At 34.1% G+C, this 15,831-nt stretch carries 20 protein-coding genes; 13 read left to right on the forward strand and 7 right to left on the reverse strand.

Annotation, left to right across the window (positions count from 1 at the left end):
* The first annotated feature begins 7 nt into the window (after positions 1-7).
* Positions 8-976, forward strand: coding sequence for a 2-hydroxyacid dehydrogenase (locus tag AQ616_RS09710; RefSeq protein WP_069685684.1), 969 nt, complete (start codon positions 8-10; stop codon positions 974-976).
* A gap of 57 nt (positions 977-1,033) precedes the next feature.
* On the opposite strand, the gene AQ616_RS09715 is transcribed toward AQ616_RS09710, so the two are convergent.
* Positions 1,034-1,258: a NifU family protein gene (locus tag AQ616_RS09715; protein WP_017797469.1), complete on the reverse strand. Its 225-nt coding sequence runs from the start codon at positions 1,256-1,258 to the stop codon at positions 1,034-1,036.
* A 158-nt stretch (positions 1,259-1,416) separates the two neighbouring features.
* On the opposite strand from AQ616_RS09715, the gene AQ616_RS09720 reads away from it, so the two are divergent.
* From AQ616_RS09720 to AQ616_RS09735, 4 genes are all read left to right on the forward strand, one after another.
* Entirely contained in the window at positions 1,417-1,746 is a 330-nt protein-coding gene (locus tag AQ616_RS09720) for a YuzD family protein (RefSeq protein ID WP_069685685.1), read from the forward strand.
* 29 nt (positions 1,747-1,775) lie between these two features.
* Positions 1,776-2,636: a diaminopimelate epimerase gene (gene dapF / locus AQ616_RS09725; RefSeq protein ID WP_017797467.1), complete on the forward strand. Its 861-nt coding sequence runs from the start codon at positions 1,776-1,778 to the stop codon at positions 2,634-2,636.
* Between the two features lie 72 nt (positions 2,637-2,708).
* Positions 2,709-3,065, forward strand: a complete 357-nt coding sequence (locus tag AQ616_RS09730; protein WP_017797466.1) for a HesB/IscA family protein — start codon at positions 2,709-2,711, stop codon at positions 3,063-3,065.
* 419 nt (positions 3,066-3,484) lie between these two features.
* Entirely contained in the window at positions 3,485-4,081 is a 597-nt protein-coding gene (locus AQ616_RS09735) for a polysaccharide deacetylase family protein (RefSeq protein WP_069685686.1), read from the forward strand.
* Positions 4,082-4,118: 37 nt separating this feature from the next.
* On the opposite strand, the gene AQ616_RS09740 is transcribed toward AQ616_RS09735, so the two are convergent.
* Positions 4,119-5,105 carry an NAD(P)/FAD-dependent oxidoreductase gene (locus tag AQ616_RS09740; RefSeq protein ID WP_069685687.1) on the reverse strand — a complete coding sequence of 329 codons (987 nt, stop codon included), beginning with the start codon at positions 5,103-5,105 and terminating at the stop codon, positions 4,119-4,121.
* A gap of 385 nt (positions 5,106-5,490) precedes the next feature.
* Here AQ616_RS09740 and AQ616_RS09745 point away from each other — a divergent pair, with 385 nt between their 5' ends.
* The 3 genes from AQ616_RS09745 (at position 5,491) to AQ616_RS09755 (ending at position 7,854) form a co-directional block, all read left to right on the forward strand.
* Positions 5,491-6,702 (forward strand): NAD(P)/FAD-dependent oxidoreductase, encoded by a 1,212-nt coding sequence (locus AQ616_RS09745; protein ID WP_017797463.1) that lies wholly within the window; start codon positions 5,491-5,493, stop codon positions 6,700-6,702.
* Positions 6,703-6,806: 104 nt separating this feature from the next.
* Positions 6,807-7,118 (forward strand): YuiB family protein, encoded by a 312-nt coding sequence (locus tag AQ616_RS09750; protein ID WP_069685688.1) that lies wholly within the window; start codon positions 6,807-6,809, stop codon positions 7,116-7,118.
* A gap of 61 nt (positions 7,119-7,179) precedes the next feature.
* Positions 7,180-7,854 carry a 3D domain-containing protein gene (locus AQ616_RS09755; RefSeq protein WP_017797461.1) on the forward strand — a complete coding sequence of 225 codons (675 nt, stop codon included), beginning with the start codon at positions 7,180-7,182 and terminating at the stop codon, positions 7,852-7,854.
* A 96-nt stretch (positions 7,855-7,950) separates the two neighbouring features.
* Here AQ616_RS09755 and AQ616_RS09760 read toward each other — a convergent pair whose 3' ends face one another.
* The 3 genes from AQ616_RS09760 to deoD all read right to left on the reverse strand — a co-directional run bounded on the left by AQ616_RS09760 (position 7,951) and on the right by deoD (position 9,959).
* Positions 7,951-8,430 carry a divergent PAP2 family protein gene (locus tag AQ616_RS09760; RefSeq protein WP_069685689.1) on the reverse strand — a complete coding sequence of 160 codons (480 nt, stop codon included), beginning with the start codon at positions 8,428-8,430 and terminating at the stop codon, positions 7,951-7,953.
* Positions 8,431-8,526: 96 nt separating this feature from the next.
* Positions 8,527-9,126: a biotin transporter BioY gene (locus tag AQ616_RS09765; protein WP_017797459.1), complete on the reverse strand. Its 600-nt coding sequence runs from the start codon at positions 9,124-9,126 to the stop codon at positions 8,527-8,529.
* 125 nt (positions 9,127-9,251) lie between these two features.
* The gene (gene deoD / locus AQ616_RS09770; protein ID WP_017797458.1) at positions 9,252-9,959 is read right to left on the reverse strand and encodes a purine-nucleoside phosphorylase; all 708 of its coding nucleotides are present in this window, start codon (positions 9,957-9,959) and stop codon (positions 9,252-9,254) included.
* A gap of 221 nt (positions 9,960-10,180) precedes the next feature.
* On the opposite strand from deoD, the gene AQ616_RS09775 reads away from it, so the two are divergent.
* Entirely contained in the window at positions 10,181-10,444 is a 264-nt protein-coding gene (locus AQ616_RS09775; protein WP_017797457.1) for a phosphocarrier protein HPr, read from the forward strand.
* A 64-nt stretch (positions 10,445-10,508) separates the two neighbouring features.
* Here the strand turns inward: AQ616_RS09775 and kapB are convergent, their stop codons facing one another.
* Positions 10,509-10,910 carry a kinase-associated lipoprotein KapB gene (gene kapB, locus AQ616_RS09780; protein ID WP_017797456.1) on the reverse strand — a complete coding sequence of 134 codons (402 nt, stop codon included), beginning with the start codon at positions 10,908-10,910 and terminating at the stop codon, positions 10,509-10,511.
* 107 nt (positions 10,911-11,017) lie between these two features.
* On the opposite strand from kapB, the gene AQ616_RS09785 reads away from it, so the two are divergent.
* On the forward strand, positions 11,018-11,242 hold the full coding sequence (locus AQ616_RS09785) for a hypothetical protein (RefSeq protein WP_139136353.1): 225 nt from the start codon (positions 11,018-11,020) through the stop codon (positions 11,240-11,242).
* An 83-nt stretch (positions 11,243-11,325) separates the two neighbouring features.
* The gene (locus AQ616_RS09790; RefSeq protein WP_017797454.1) at positions 11,326-11,913 is read left to right on the forward strand and encodes a superoxide dismutase family protein; all 588 of its coding nucleotides are present in this window, start codon (positions 11,326-11,328) and stop codon (positions 11,911-11,913) included.
* A gap of 366 nt (positions 11,914-12,279) precedes the next feature.
* Here the strand turns inward: AQ616_RS09790 and AQ616_RS09795 are convergent, their stop codons facing one another.
* Positions 12,280-13,452 (reverse strand): MalY/PatB family protein, encoded by a 1,173-nt coding sequence (locus AQ616_RS09795; protein WP_069685690.1) that lies wholly within the window; start codon positions 13,450-13,452, stop codon positions 12,280-12,282.
* A 250-nt stretch (positions 13,453-13,702) separates the two neighbouring features.
* Here AQ616_RS09795 and AQ616_RS19905 point away from each other — a divergent pair, with 250 nt between their 5' ends.
* Positions 13,703-14,494 (forward strand): RNA polymerase sigma factor, encoded by a 792-nt coding sequence (locus AQ616_RS19905; RefSeq protein ID WP_240490491.1) that lies wholly within the window; start codon positions 13,703-13,705, stop codon positions 14,492-14,494.
* A gap of 36 nt (positions 14,495-14,530) precedes the next feature.
* Positions 14,531-15,817 carry a hypothetical protein gene (locus AQ616_RS19910; protein WP_240490492.1) on the forward strand — a complete coding sequence of 429 codons (1,287 nt, stop codon included), beginning with the start codon at positions 14,531-14,533 and terminating at the stop codon, positions 15,815-15,817.
* Positions 15,818-15,831 lie beyond the last annotated feature (14 nt).

The raw sequence follows: 15,831 nt of genomic DNA on the forward strand, positions 1-15,831 counted from the left end.
TGTTTTAATGGGCAAGCCTAAGGTATTTGTTACGAGAAAATTATCAAATGAACTAGTGAAAGATTATGAAGAAATGTTAGACATTCGTATGTGGGATAAGGAAGAAGAGCCTGTTCCAGAAAAAATACTAAGAAGTCAAGCAAAAGAAGTAGACGCATTATTTACAGTATTAGGGGATCGTATTGATGCATCTTTATTAGCAGAAGCAAAAAATTTAAAAGTAGTAGCGAATATGGCTGTTGGATATGACAATATAGATATCGAGGCAGCTAAAAATCATAGTATTACAGTTACGAATACGCCTGATGTGCTTTCAGAAACAACAGCTGATTTAGGTTTTTCATTATTAGCAGCCACCGCAAGAAAAATTACAGAAGCGAATGCTTATGTTAAGGAAGACAATTGGAAACAGTGGGCTCCTTTCTTATTAGCGGGTACAGATATTCACCATAAAACTTTAGGAATTGTAGGGATGGGTAGAATTGGAGAAGCGTTAGCAAAAAGAGCAACTGGATTTAATATGAAAATTCAATACCATAACCGAACAAGGAAACCAGAAGCTGAAGAAAAATTACAGGCTTCCTATGTTAGTTTTGAAGAGTTACTCAAAACGTCGGATTTTGTCGTCACTGTAGTTCCTTTAACTGAAGAAACAGAAGAATTATTTAATCATTCTGCATTTAAAAAAATGAAGTCGACAGCAATTTTTATCAACATATCTCGAGGCAAAGTGGTTAATGAAGAAGCGTTGATTAACGCTTTAAACAAAGGCGAAATAAAAGCGGCAGGATTGGATGTTTTTTATGAGGAACCGATTCGTGCAGACCATCCACTAGTTAATATGCATAATGTTGTTTGTCTACCGCATATAGGTTCTGCCAGTAATGAGACACGTACAGAAATGGTACATCTGTGTATGAAAAATATAGTAGAAGTCACTGCTAATAAAAAAGCAATTACACCTGTTAATAACTAACACAAAAATGATCTCTGTATAACTCACAGAGATCATTTTTACATATGATAAATGGAATTAAAATACTTGTTCAATTTCACGTACACCAGGAACCTCTGCCATTAAAGCACGTTCTATACCAGCTTTTAATGTGATTGTAGAACTAGGACAGTTACCACATGCTCCCATTAAACGAAGTAATACAACACCGTCTTCATCTACATCAATTAGTTCAACATCGCCACCGTCGCGCAATAAAAATGGACGGAGTTTATTCAATACTTCTTGCACTTGTTCTTGCATTTTCATCTACTCCTTTCCCATATGTTTATTATAAATGGAATGATACAAAAAATCTATTTGAAAATTATTTTCAATTAGCAACTACTTTTATTTTATCTTTATAGAACAATTTTGTAAAATAAAAGATATAGGTAAACATGTAAAGTGGGGGAGACGAAATGACGAGCAAGAAGATTATGATTACCGTATATGGTAGTAAACAAATATGTGCTAGTTGTGTAGGTGCACCCGGATCAAAAGATACGTATGAATGGCTTCAAGCAGCAATTGGTAGAAAATATGATGTTGGTATAGTGGATTATTCGTATATTGATATTAATGAACCACAAAAAGAACTTATACATCAAGAATTTATAAAAGAAATGATAGAAGAGGATATGTTTTATCCAATCATTTTTATTAATGATAAAATCGTTGCAGAAGGTATCCCAACACTAAAGCCTATATATCGAACTTTAGATGATCTAGGATTACCACTTGTTAATTAATTATTGAAAAAGAAAGCAGGAGATTAGGGATGCAAATACCTTTTACAAAGATGCATGGTCTAGGAAATAATTATGTTTATATTGACTTATTTAATTATGAAATTGATGAAAAACTTTATTCTGATTTAGCCATCCATATGTCAGATATTTATACAGGAATTGGCTCGGATGGGATGATTTTGATTCATCCAACTACTGCTGCAGATGTGGGCATGCGAATTTTTAACAAGGATGGATCAGAAGGTAAAAGCTGTGGAAACGGACTACGATGTACAGCAAAATATGCTTATGAAAATGGAATTGTTCAAAATCGGAAGTTTCACATACAAACAAAAGCAAATATTGTTGAAGCAGAAGTGTCTGTAGATAATAATAAAGTAGATCAAGTAACAATCGATATGGGAGAACCTATATTAGCAAGAAATGAAATTCCAATGATGGGGAATAACGATTCAAAAGTAGTAAATGAACCATTTGTTGTAGCTGGGGAAACGCAATATGTTACTGCAGTTTCAATGGGAAATCCACATGCAGTGTTTTTTGTGAATGATATTGCTGAAGCTCCACTGGAAACTCTTGGACCAACAATAGAAAAAGATATGCGTTTTCCAGAAAGTATAAATGTAGAATTTATAGAAGTTGTTTCGTCGACTGAAATCAATTTTCGTGTATGGGAGCGAGGATCTGGTATAACTCAGGCATGTGGTACGGGTGCATGTGCTGCCGTGGTTGCCGCGACACTAAATGAAAAAGTAACGAAGTCACACCCGATTGTTGTTCATCTTGCTGGGGGAGATTTGAATATTGAATGGAAAGAAGATAACCATGTTTGGATGACTGGTCCAGCAGAGGTAATTGCATCTGGTCTATTTTATTACAAAGGTAAATGAATAATTCAAACGGTTGAAACTCTGTAGAACATGTGTATACTAAAAATAAGGAACTATTTAAGGAGGTTCGTCATGATTATAAATTTAACAGATAGTGCGAGCGAGCAAATTAAGGAAATGAAAAAAGACGAATCTGATCAATCGCATCTTCGTTTTGGAATAAAAGGTGGAGGATGCAGTGGTTTGTCTTATTCCTTAGGTTTTGATGAAGATATTAATGAAGAATTAGATGTTGTTCAAAATATTAATGGTATTTCAGTCGTTTTTTTTAATCAGGATATTCCAATTATTGAAGGTACCACGATTGATTACAAAGAAAATTTAATGGGTGGTGGATTTAGTATTGATAATCCAAATGCCATTGTTTCTTGTGGTTGTGGATCCTCCTTCCGTACGAAAGACAAAGTTGGAACACCAGGTGATTGTTAATTTTAAAACATATATAAACGATTTTCTTATCGCTTGCGTTGAGAAAATCGTTTTTTTGTCTAGGAAATATAAATTTGTTTATGAATAATAACTGAATATCCACGACCGACTCCATCGTCCAGCAACTGCGACTTCATGAAATCGCCCTACACAAAGAAGATTTGCCGAATGTAATTTATGAGGTGTGGTCGCACTTATACCCTTTGGGGGTGAAAGTCTTTATGGGTTCGTCACTTCACCGTTATTCTTTAACTCTAAAGGAAGAAATAAGGAACCACCCTTGAAAAACAGGGAGCGCTCGCTACGTTGCTAAACGGGTGCTTGCGCCTTTTTTCTTTGTTAACTCAATTACTCTCTTAATTGCACTAAGGCTGGGTGAAAAGCATAGAATATATTAATACAGGAGAGGAGAAGGCATGATGTTTCAGAGGCAAGACCGAATGATCGCTTTAACATTTGATGATGGACCTCAACCTGGACCAACAAATGAAATATTAGACATTTTATCAGAGAATCAGGCGAGAGCCACTTTTTTTGTGTTAGGAAATATTGCAATTCAACATCCCGATCTTACTCGAAGAATCGTCCAAGAGGGGCATGATATAGGTGTGCATTCCTTGAGTCATCCTAATTTTCAGGAAACAGAGATTTACGAAGTGTATCGTGAATTAATAGATAGTACACTGCTATTAGAAGATCTTCTTGGTATACCTGTTAAGTATGTACGCCCACCATATGGTTTCTCCACAGCTGAGGCGCAATTTTTATTTGATCGGATAGGACTACAGTCAATCCTCTGGACATACGATACGTTAGACTGGGAAATTCTAGATGCAGATGTAATTGCTGGAAATATGTTAGAAAACATACAACCTCGTGAAATAGTTTTATTACATGATATACATCCAGCTACTGCTCAAGCGATGCGCATTGCAATCCCACAACTAGTAGATCAAGGGTACGAATTAGTAACTATTAGTGAATATCTAGAAACACAGGAGAATACCTTATCTTAAAAAAGCATGGAATCATCATATTCCATGCTTTTTTCTATTAAAACATTGCAGTAGAATGTTTTGGTTGAATTCTTGCTTTAGGATCAATATAGTTTTTCGCATTATTTATTGCTGTTGGTCCTTCACCAAAACCTGTTGCTATTAATTTTACTTTCCCGTCATATGTGCAGACATCTCCAGCAGCATAAATACCTGGAATATTCGTTTCCATTTTTGAGTTAACAACAATGCTATTTTTCTCTATATCCAATCCCCAGTCTTTTATTGGACCTAGACTTGATATAAATCCGTAATTACAAATAATATCATCGACTTCTATATCAATAATTTTTTCACCTTTTACTTCCTGAAGCTGAATCTTTTCAATTTTATCGGATGATTCAATATTAATAGGAGCATAAGGAGTTAAAATTTCTACAGATGATTCTTTCAATTGATTGACACTGTGTTCATGCGCACGAAATTGGTCCCGTCGATGGACAAGTGTTACTTTAGCAGCAATTTTTTCTAACATTAACGCCCAATCAACAGCAGAATCTCCTCCACCCAATAATACTACGCGTTTATCTTTATATTGATTCATATCTCTTACGTAATAATGAAGGTTTTTTCCTTCAAACGATTCACTCTTTCCTATATTTAAGCGTCTAGGTTGGAAAGCTCCATTTCCTGCCGTTATAATAATCGTTTTCGTTAAATGAACTTCCCCAGTATTAGAGGTTAGTCGAAATGACTCGTCTTCTAGACGTTCTACTTTATCGATTGCTTGTCCAAGTACAATTTCCGGATCAAATAATTTTGCCTGTTCTTCAAGTCGGTCGATCAACTCTTGGGCATGTACTTTTGGAAAACCAGCAATGTCATATATATATTTTTCTGGATATAGGGCTGTTAGTTGTCCACCTATATGAGGAAGGCTCTCAATAATTTTAACACTTGCCTGCCGCATACCACCATAGAAAGCAGTGAATAAACCAGTTGGCCCTGCTCCGATAATTGTTACATCTAGAACTTTGCTATCCATATGTCCCCTCTTTTCTATATACAATTTATAACCATTTCAATGGTATCATAAACTGAATTATGTTGGTATTTTTCCGCACTGAAGAATAGTAATCAAGGTCAAGTCATAGTCTTAAAAATGGGTAATTTTAAGGTTGAAAAATTGAATCAAACCATGTAGTATAATGAAGTGATTTATTACAGTTTGATTACAATTAGAAATTATTTTGGTAACAGTAATTTATCAGATGGTTTCCACTAGTGACTAGGAGTAAAATTATGGATGTTGATGTTGTTATCTAGGCACTCATGTAGTTCTTCATTAGGTTTATAGAGGGATATAACGGTGATTACATACCATGATAAATATATAACGGGAATTTAATTTTATGGGAGTTGTGAGTGTAATGAATAAACCGCATATCGTAATTTTAGGAGCGGGTTATGGGGGAATGATGGCTGCAGCAAAAATGCAAAAAATGATACATCCCAATGAAGCAACAATTACGTTAGTAAATAAACATGATTATCACTATCAGACGACTTGGCTACATGAGAATGCAGCAGGAACACTTCATCACGATCGTTCTAAAATTGATATTAAAGAAGTAATTGATCGAAATCGAATAAAACTTATTTTAGATGAAGTGGTCTCTATAAAAAGAGAAGAAAAACGAGTTAAATTTAAAAATCGCGATCTTTACTATGATATTTTAATCGTTAGTCTAGGTTTCGAACCTGCAACGTATGGAATACCTGGATTAAGTGAATTTGCATATTCTATCAAAGATATTAACAGTGCTCGGCTAATTCGTGAAAGAGTAGAATATAATTTTGCATTATACACGAATGAAAAAAAATCAAAAGATGGACGATTAAATATTGTAATTGGAGGTGGAGGATTAACAGGTGTAGAATTTGCTGGTGAATTAATTAACCATATTCCAACCATATGTAAAGAATACGACATCGAAAAAAACTTAGTTAAGGTATTTTTACTGGAAGGCAAAGACTGTGTCCTTTCTGGATATGATGAATCTGCTGTTCAATATGCTATGAATTCTTTACAATCTAGAGGGGTAGAAATTATAAATGATGCTGTTGTAAAAGCTTGTACAGAAGACGGTATTATTTATGAAAAGGCTGGATCAGAGTATAAAATATTATCTAAATCAGTTATATGGACGGCTGGTACAAAAGCAAATAGTATTGTAGAGCGTTTAAATTTATCTATGGACCATGGTCGTGTGAAGGTTCGGAATGATTTGCGTTCTATAGAAGACGACTCTATATATTTAATTGGTGACTGTTCGCTTCATTATGATCAAAATGGTAATGTATTACCTTCAACTGCGCAAATTGCTATGCAACAAGGAGAATTTATTGCTCGAAATATTAATGCAAAGATAAAAGGGAAGGAGATGACAGATTTCCTCCCAGACATTTCAGGGATGATAACTTCTCTTGGCAAGGATGATGGAATAGCTGAAATATTTAACCGAATATTATTTGGATGGAAAGCTGCAGTATTAAAGCGGTTCGCCGATAATTGGTACTTATTTAAATTAGGCGGTATTCAATTATTAATGAAAAAAGGAAAATTTAATATATTTCATTAGTTTATAAAGCAAAGGTAAGTTAGCTAAGCCTTTGCTTTTTACTTTATTTATTATAAAATGACTCATGTATGTGTACATAGGACGAAAAAGGGAGAGAGAGTAGCATGGTCCAATTAATTGTTTCGGTATTTCTATATTTTGTTATCTTTTTTGGGATCGCATTCATATTAAATATGCTGTTAAGACAAACCTGGTTGATGGCATTTTTATATCCAATTGTTGTCATACTAATAATTGATAATGTAGGAATTACACAATACTTCACCAATACTGCAACAGCGTTTAATGATTTAGGTACGAGATTACTTAATATAGCATTCGCAGATATTGTAATTTTAATTGCCGGATTTGTAGGTACAATCGTATCGGGATTCGTTATTAAGTTTCTACGAAAAAGTGGCTACCAAATGTTTTAACTACTTTTTTGAATAAAATTTTAATAGATTGGAAATGATGACATCCAAAGAGGTGTTAATCATGAAAATCAAAAATTGGATGAAACATGTAGGGATGTTATCTATTATTTGCTTATCTGTATTGGAGATAACATCGGTTACAAATTTATTCATTCCAAAGCATGTGAAGGCAAATCCCATTGAACTTATTCCATCTTCAGAAGGTATTTTAGAACAGTTTAAAAATGTTAACCTAAAACCTAAAGGACTCAACGTTACAAAGGCAAAAGAAACACTGTTAAGTAATAACGAAATTGAAGGTCCTTCGTCTATAGATGAAGCGATTGATTTAGAACAATTTCCTGTTAATACGGTAATGGCAACTGGTTATACTGCTGGAATAGAATCAACAGGTAAAACTGCTGACCATCCGGAATATGGAATTACTTTTTCTGGTGTTCAAGTGAAACGAGACTTGTATTCTACTATTGCTGCTGATTTAAATGTATATCCAATAGGAACAATTCTATTTATACCAGATTATGGATTCGGCGTTGTGGCTGACAAAGGTAGCGCTATAACGGGAAATAAAATTGATTTATATTATCACACTGTAGATGATGTATATGAACAATGGGGAAAGAAAGAAGTAGACGTGTATGTTATTGAATTGGGAGATGGAACATTGACAGAAGAAACACTCATCGAGCTGAATGAAGAAGAATCAATGCAAGCTTTTCGTCAACAGTTCAATTAGAATAAAATAAGGTTGAGACTTTAAATAGTGTTGTTCAAAATATACCAGTAAGTTTGGATCTATTTTTTGATTAGACTAAAGTCTCAACCTTATTTTTTAGTAGGTGAATAATGGTGCAATGGAATAAGCTAAAATAATTCCTGTTAAAGCTCCAAAAAATACTTCAATTGGTTGATGTCCTAACAGTTCTTTTAATTCTTGCATTTTTTCTGATTCACCTTTTTTATTCCAATCTTTTGCACTTGTTGTAATCAACTGGAAATCTCGAATTAATTGGTTAATAACTACAGCTTGTTCACCTGCTTGTCTTCGTACTCCTGACGCATCGAACATTGTAATAACGCTGAAAATACAAGCTAGAGCAAATACACTGGAAGAAACTCCTTCCGTAATGCCAATAGCAGTTGTTAATGCGGTAACTGCAGCAGAGTGACTACTAGGCATACCACCGGTACTGAATGCCAAACCGGGTTGGAATTCTTTGGTGAAAATTAACTTAATCGGTATTTTTATTACTTGTGCAAAAATGATTGCACATAAAGCAGCCCAAAGAGGGAAGTTGGAAAACAGAGTCATGTATGACGAAACATCCTTCCTGCAAAAGCACATGTATTTGTATAAATGTTTCTGTTATTTTATCACACAGACCTGGGAATATAAAGAAACAACCGATTAGCGTGAAATGTTTTGGATTACTGGAATGGAAGATATCCGTTTTTGTAAAGCGATCATTGTAACTGAGGCTGCGATAGTTAATACTCCATCTTTAATTAGAAAAGGAACCATTCCGATCCATGCAGTTAAATAAGAAATTGGAAGCTCTAACCATTCATTCATAGCTATATACATATATGTAACACCTATAGTATAGTTTATCACCAATCCAATACATGCAACTGCAATCAAGTTCTTTGTGGAATAGATTGATTTATTTTCTAATATCCAGCCAACAATAAAAGCGACAAATACAAATGAAATAATAAATCCTCCGGTTGGGCTAATCATTGGATAGAATCCACCTTTTAAACCTGCGAAAACAGGTAATCCGGTTAGACCAATTAATATATATACAATCATTGCAAAAGCACCGAGTCGTTTTCCTAAGATCATACCAGCTAAAATTGCAAAGAATGTTTGTAAAGAAAGTGGGACAGAAGCTCCACCAATTGGTACAGTTAAAAATGGAAACCAAATAGCAATATTGGCACCAATTACCATAAGACATACAAATAATGAAGTATAGGTTATATGTATCGCTCGAAATGATTGCATTATCGTTCCTCCTTTCTGATAGTTTTACTATAGTTAGATTCATAAATTTTGTCAACCTTATGTTTATTCAGGGTGACAATGTTGGGTAAAAAAACACCCAGCAATCATATGCCGGGCGAAGTAGTTTATTTTATAATGGTGTCTAGGGCGATCTCCATCATTTCATTAAATGTTGTTTGTCTTTCTTCTGCAGATGTTTCTTCACCAGTTAAAATATGATCGGAAACCGTCAATACAGAAAGTGCTTGTCTACCATATTTAGCTGCTAGTGTATATAGAGCTGTAGATTCCATTTCAATAGCAAGTACTTGATATTTTGCCAGTAATTCATTCACCTGCTGTGCATTATCACGATAGAATGTATCGCTTGTGAACACATTACCGACTCGTAATTGAAGTCCTTTATCTACTCCGGCGTCATATGCATTTTTTAGTAGTTCAAAATCTGCAATTGGTGCATAGTCGATTCCGTTAAAAATAAGTCGGTTCATTTGAGAATCTGTTGTAGCTCCCTGGGCTAAAATGACGTCTCGAACGTTAACGTCCTTCTGAATAGCACCACATGTACCTACTCGAATTAATTTTTTCACATCATAGCTTTGTATTAATTCATTTACATAGATAGAAATAGAAGGTACGCCCATTCCTGTTCCTTGAACAGATATACGTTCACCTTTATAGGTACCAGTATAGCCATACATTCCTCGAACTTCATTATATAATTTTGGTTTTTCTAAAAAAGTCTCTGCAATAAATTTTGCACGGAGTGGGTCTCCTGGTAAAAGTATTTTATCTGCAATTTCTCCTTGTTTTGCTCCAATATGTACACTCATGTTCTTGCCTCCTTGAAATAGTTGCTATTTCTAGATTAAAGTTATCATAATCGTATTTGAAAAACAATTAAATTCAATATTAATAAAAATTTAGTTATCGGTTTCATCTTTTACGATTTTTGTATATAATAAACGTAGGTTTATGTGAAATATTTAACGTTGAGTATATAGACAAGCATAAACAATCATAGAGAAAATATGGTGTGGAAGGGTGAAATGTAATGAAATCACAAACATTTACGATTACTGCTGAAACTGGAGTTCATGCTCGTCCTGCAACTTTATTAGTAAATAAGGCTGGACAATTCGATTCTGAAATCGAAGTTTCTTACAAAGGCAAGCAAGTTAACTTGAAATCGATAATGGGCGTTATGTCTTTAGGTATTCCAAAAGGCGCAGAAATCGAAGTTACTGCTGATGGTAAAGACGAGGAAGACGCACTTAACGGTGTAGCAGAAGTAATTAAAGAACATCTTGGTGAATAATTTGTTTTCATATAATGTTAAAAAAACCCTTGTAGACGGATGTATTCCGTTACAAGGGTTTCTTTTAGTCATGAGGGCTTTTCTTATAATGAGTTGCTTCGAGTTGTTCTAACTTCCTTAGACATTGTAAATCGAACGCTGTTGGATTTTGGCTTAGCTTTTCTTTATAAGTAGTAACTGCTGTTTGTAATGATTCGTCATAATGAGGTATTTCTTCTGTAGAATAGGCGTGAACAGCTGGTTTTTTGACATTCATTTTTTCTTTAAATGATAGTGCTTTCCGCTCATGAAAGAAAACATCTTCACCAGTTTGACCATAATTATGTAGATCTCCTTGAAGAGGGTGTTTTAATACTGCTCTTACTTCCACTAGATATTGTTGTCCACGATCTTCTTGGACAATTCCAATATAAGTTCCGGATTTATAATGTGCTTTGACAATATCGCCTTTATTAAAGTTACTCATTTACATCACTCCCTTTATTCATTTTGCCAAAAATAAGATAAAAATGCGAACGATGTTATCTAATATTTGGAAACGGAGTCATGTTTGTTATAATAGGTGGGAAAGGTGTGAATACATTGATGAAAATGATAATTTTAATGCCGTTTCTTTATTTTCCAGAAGATAAAACCGAATATATACCAGCAGTGATTTCTCTAGCGATATTTATTGTTTTGGCAGTAGTTGCCATGCGATTGATGATGAAAAAATCAAGAAACGATGAAAAGAAGTTTAATGAAAAATATAGTAAAGAAATAAAACAAGCGAAACAGACAGAATCACATTCAAAATAATTGTATGGAAACATTTCACTGATTTTTGTTTAGATTATCAAACATTGCAGATACTGATATAAAAGAGGAAAGGAGTCTATGATATGCGTCCTCTAGTATTAGGATTAACAATGAGTCTTTCATTGTTATTATCTGCGTGCTTACTTCATAATCCGAAATCGCTAACTGTAGAAATGTACAATATAGATGGTGACCGAGTAGGAACAGCTTTATTAAGTGAACAAGAAGATGCTGTAGCTATTGAATTGGACTTAGAAGGGCTTCAACCAGGATTTCATGCCATACATGTTCATGAATATGGAAGGTGCGAAGGCCCAGATTTTACTACAGCTGGTAATCATCTGAATCCCGAAGGTAAGGAACATGGAATGATGCATCCAGAAGGTCCACACTTAGGAGATTTGCCAAATATTGAAGCAGATGCTGGTGGTCTAGTACATGCTGAACTTGAACTTTCAGGAGCAACGTTGCAAGAAGGGAAAAACTCATTAATAAATAATAATGGGACAGCATTAATTGTCCATGAAGGTCAAGACGATGGAATGAGCCAACCGGGTGGAGATTCCGGGACTAGAATTGTTTGTGGGGAGATTCATGCAGAAAAGGAATCAGGAGAATCTGAAAAAGCCCCAACTGATCCAACGGAGCAAAATGATGAACAAGAAGAATAAGTAAATGTATTAAGTCGGCACATAATAATAAGTTTTTGGTCAAAAGACGGATGAAAGCTAGAATAAGCGTAAGAAATATACGTAGACTTCTATCATGAAAATAACCATTTTCATTCTCTGTGGTGCATGTTGCTTTTTGCAATACATGTAAACTGTGGGAGAGGGAGACTAGGTGAGACCTCGATTCATAAGTATCCCGAGGCTCACCAGCCATCTGCAAAAAGCGGAGTATATTTCTAGAGCGGGCTTTTTAAAAGCTATTTATTCGAATTATCTTTTGAATAAATACTTTTGTACTAGCCCCTAATTTTTAATCCACATGTAACGCGCAGTAATACCCCTAATTAAATGAACTTTTACGTTATATTACATTGATTGAACGGCAGAAATAATTCGCTTGATGCCCTCTTCTAATGTTGCTCTTGGGCAAGCGATGTTAATACGCATGAACGTGTCACCCTCTATGCCATAATCCTGTCCAGCGTTTAATCCAACACGAGCCTGTTCAACCATAAATTTCTTTAATTCCTGCTTATTTAATCCTAGCGAAGAACAATCCACCCATAGCAAATAGGTGCCTTCCGCATGCGTAACTTTTAAATCAGGTGCATGTGCTTCGAACATTTCACGTACATAATGTGCATGTTGTTCTAACACTTGTACTAACTCATCTAACCAGGAATCTCCATGGCGATAGGCTGCTTCCATAGCTGTATTTCCCATCGTATTTAACATATTATGAAAACCTTGACGATGGAACGCTTTATCTAACTTTTGACGGTTTTCTTTATTTGAAGTAATCACATAAGAAGCGTCTAAACCAGCTAAATTAAATGTCTTTGAAGGTGCCATACATGTAATCGTATTATCAGCTACTTCTTCAGATAACGTAGCAATAGGTATATGCTTTTGACCAGGAAAAACTAGGTCTGCATGAATCTCATCGGAAAAAATCATCACATCATACTGCAAACATAATTCCGCCATTTTTTGTAACTCTTCTTTTTTCCATACTCGACCAACTGGATTATGCGGAGAACAAAGAATAAATGCTTTTACTCCATCTGCTAATTTTTTCTCTAGATCATGAAAATCAATAGTATAATATTGATTTTCATAAACAAGCGGGTTCTTTACTATTTCTCTATCTAATTCTTTAATCAAATTATAAAAGGGTGTATACACTGGTGTTTGAATTAAGATATTGTCACCAGGTTCAGTAAATGCTTGAACCGCCATATGTAGACTATTCACTACCCCAGGACTATAAGATAACCAAGATGGATCAATAGACCAATCATGCCTACGGTGTAACCAATTGACAACAGCAGAACTTACATCACTATCAATTGCTGTGTAACCATAAATTCCATGTTTTGCACGTTCTATTAATGCCTGATTGACTTCTTCAGGAGCTTTAAAATCCATGTCTGCTACCCACATTGGCAATACATCATTGGATTGAAAAACTTCTTGTACCATATCCCATTTAACGGATCTGGTTTGCTTTCTATCAAATACTTCTTCAAAAATACTCATTGAGAAACCTCCTACCTATGTAAATGTAATGTTACTATTATAACAAAGAGTATGGGGAAAAAGGCAAAAAAAAAGCAAAGCGTTCGAGCGCCTTGCCTACAGGGGGAATACGAGAAAGTCTTACAGTTATAGTATTACCCCATGTACAAAATTATAAACAAGAAAAGTAGAATTTTTTTTAGAAATTTTGGAACAAAAATGGTTCTTATAACGTTATATATGTATATTAAACATTAGAAAGGGGATTTGTTTGGAAGATCAACAGATAATAAGTTATTTTTTAAATAATAAATTTGAAATAGGAATCGAGTTATTCATAGAGAAATATCGTTCGATCGTAGAACGATTTGTTTTTCAATTAGGTGTTCATCCTAATAAAACTTCAGATGTTGTACGGGATGCATTTTTAAAAATCAGTAAGAGCTTCAAAAATTATCCAGATCAAGATACAAACTTATCAACTTTGCTATATAAGATTACATTAAATGTTGTTAAAAACTACAAGCGTAAAGAAAAAAGAAAACGTAATTCGGAGGAGAAGTTAAAACAGCAACACGAATTTTTGACTGATTATTTCGAAAACAAAATTCACGTTCTACTGCATGAATGTATACAACAATTAGAAGATAAATATAAATTTGCACTTATTCTTTATTATATTCATGATAAATCATATGAAGAGATTGCTGTTATTTTACAAATATCACCAGATGCAGTAGAAAATAAAATTAACCTCGGCAGAGAATCATTAAAAAAGAAGTTTACTACAGAAATGAATGATATACATAAATGGCTAAAGTCCTTAAATGAAGAGTATAAGAAACTTCCAGAAAAGACTTCTACACAACAACTTCTTCATGCTGTAAAATGGCAAAATGAAAAAAAGAAGAAAAATTGGATCCCGAAGATTGTTGTAATATTTGGTTTAGTATTATTTGTATTATTTGCAATTCCAATGTTTGATGATTTTCAACAACCTACCATAACCGAACAAGAAAAAATGGAACAGTATTTTGAGCGGAAAAAAGAAGAATATAAGTAAAGCCTTGGTGTAGAAAGTGTAGACAACTTTATTCAGGTGAAACAAGCAAAAGATGTAGTTATTCTGTTTAGGGATAAGCTAGTTACAGGTGAAGATACTGATGTAGATGACATTCAATGGTACAAAGATATGATTATGACACTTTTAACAACGCCTAAACAACTTGCAGAGGAACAGAGAAAGGAGAACACGATATTTCTAAATCATCCAGATTATTATACCATACAAGTTAGTAATCACACCTCACTAGAACATTACTTAAGCAGTTTGTTTAAAAAACATTCTCTTGATAAGGACCTCCAACAAGAAATTATAAATAACCAAGAAAGTATAGATGAAATAGATGTACCAGAAGATATCGTATCAGCTATAGATGCAATTAAAGATAACGGTTATATCATCGAGCAATTAGAGGATGCTACAAGTCTTAGTTTGACTGTAGATGAAAGTTGGGCTATACAGTATATTCAAGATGTTGATGGTTCTGAGCCATATGTACATGTGATATCCATCCAAGAAGACTTAGACTCTTATTACAATGGAGAACCTATTAATTTAAAAGATATTCTCTTACGAATAGAAGAAATTTATACAACATATCCAGGTGATCGTCATACAATTTTCGTTCAACAAGAATTAGCTTTAATCGGTCAGTATGTGTTAATAGATTATTTATTTGTAAGAGATAAATTTAGCTCTTATGAAATAGATACAACAAATCCGTTATCTGAAGAGCATCAAAGAGAGCTGCTATTCTTTGTTCACAACCATCATGATTCTATCTATTGGGGTGTAGTAAATGAAGTAGTTCAAGAATTACAGAGAAATAATTGGATTCCTGTAGAGGAATTGGCACATCGGGAGTATTGGTATATTTTTGTAGAACCCTATCAAAATTTAACGGAGGATAGCTTTTTATCTTTGGATAAGTGGCCGGTTGTAGATACGACGCATGACATTTATCAAAATTATATTGAACAGAATAAGTCGCTTACTGCTCTATCTGATGCGTCTGCAAGTGAGGTATTGTCACTTTTTATGTATGCTTCCGTGAAGCCAGATGAAAAGCTTGTTAACAAATTAAAGACGGAGAATGGTTTAGAAATAGCGAGTTATGACTGGTATGACATTTGGAGAAATAGTTATTATTTTATTGAATTAAAGAATGAAGAAGATAAAGCGGTTTATGATTTCATATCTTTTCCTAATATATATACTGAAGAGGAGACTTTTCAGATTTCAATTGAGTTAATTAAGCAGGAAGGTATCTGGTTAATAAATAGAATATATGATAGAACCAAAACAAAAGAGGCTCCATCTTAAGAGCCTCTTTATCA

The sequence above is a fragment of the Oceanobacillus sp. E9 genome, from assembly GCF_001741975.1.
GTDB lineage: Bacteria > Bacillota > Bacilli > Bacillales > Amphibacillaceae > Oceanobacillus > Oceanobacillus kimchii.

Bases quoted from the DNA above. Each gene is read 5' to 3' on its own strand.
- AQ616_RS09715 (WP_017797469.1), bottom strand. From the start codon at position 1,258: ATGCAAGAACAAGTGCAAGAAGTATTGAATAAACTCCGTCCATTTTTA.
- AQ616_RS09720 (WP_069685685.1), top strand. From the start codon at position 1,417: ATGACGAGCAAGAAGATTATGATTACCGTATATGGTAGTAAACAAATA.
- AQ616_RS09760 (WP_069685689.1), bottom strand. From the start codon at position 8,430: ATGACTCTGTTTTCCAACTTCCCTCTTTGGGCTGCTTTATGTGCAATC.
- AQ616_RS09735 (WP_069685686.1), top strand. From the start codon at position 3,485: ATGTTTCAGAGGCAAGACCGAATGATCGCTTTAACATTTGATGATGGA.
- AQ616_RS09730 (WP_017797466.1), top strand. From the start codon at position 2,709: ATGATTATAAATTTAACAGATAGTGCGAGCGAGCAAATTAAGGAAATG.
- AQ616_RS09745 (WP_017797463.1), top strand. From the start codon at position 5,491: ATGAATAAACCGCATATCGTAATTTTAGGAGCGGGTTATGGGGGAATG.
- AQ616_RS09795 (WP_069685690.1), bottom strand. From the start codon at position 13,452: ATGAGTATTTTTGAAGAAGTATTTGATAGAAAGCAAACCAGATCCGTT.
- AQ616_RS09775 (WP_017797457.1), top strand. From the start codon at position 10,181: ATGAAATCACAAACATTTACGATTACTGCTGAAACTGGAGTTCATGCT.
- AQ616_RS09790 (WP_017797454.1), top strand. From the start codon at position 11,326: ATGCGTCCTCTAGTATTAGGATTAACAATGAGTCTTTCATTGTTATTA.
- AQ616_RS09740 (WP_069685687.1), bottom strand. From the start codon at position 5,105: ATGGATAGCAAAGTTCTAGATGTAACAATTATCGGAGCAGGGCCAACT.
- AQ616_RS09710 (WP_069685684.1), top strand. From the start codon at position 8: ATGGGCAAGCCTAAGGTATTTGTTACGAGAAAATTATCAAATGAACTA.
- kapB (WP_017797456.1), bottom strand. From the start codon at position 10,910: ATGAGTAACTTTAATAAAGGCGATATTGTCAAAGCACATTATAAATCC.
- AQ616_RS09765 (WP_017797459.1), bottom strand. From the start codon at position 9,126: ATGCAATCATTTCGAGCGATACATATAACCTATACTTCATTATTTGTA.
- deoD (WP_017797458.1), bottom strand. From the start codon at position 9,959: ATGAGTGTACATATTGGAGCAAAACAAGGAGAAATTGCAGATAAAATA.
- dapF (WP_017797467.1), top strand. From the start codon at position 1,776: ATGCAAATACCTTTTACAAAGATGCATGGTCTAGGAAATAATTATGTT.
- AQ616_RS09755 (WP_017797461.1), top strand. From the start codon at position 7,180: ATGAAAATCAAAAATTGGATGAAACATGTAGGGATGTTATCTATTATT.
- AQ616_RS09750 (WP_069685688.1), top strand. From the start codon at position 6,807: ATGGTCCAATTAATTGTTTCGGTATTTCTATATTTTGTTATCTTTTTT.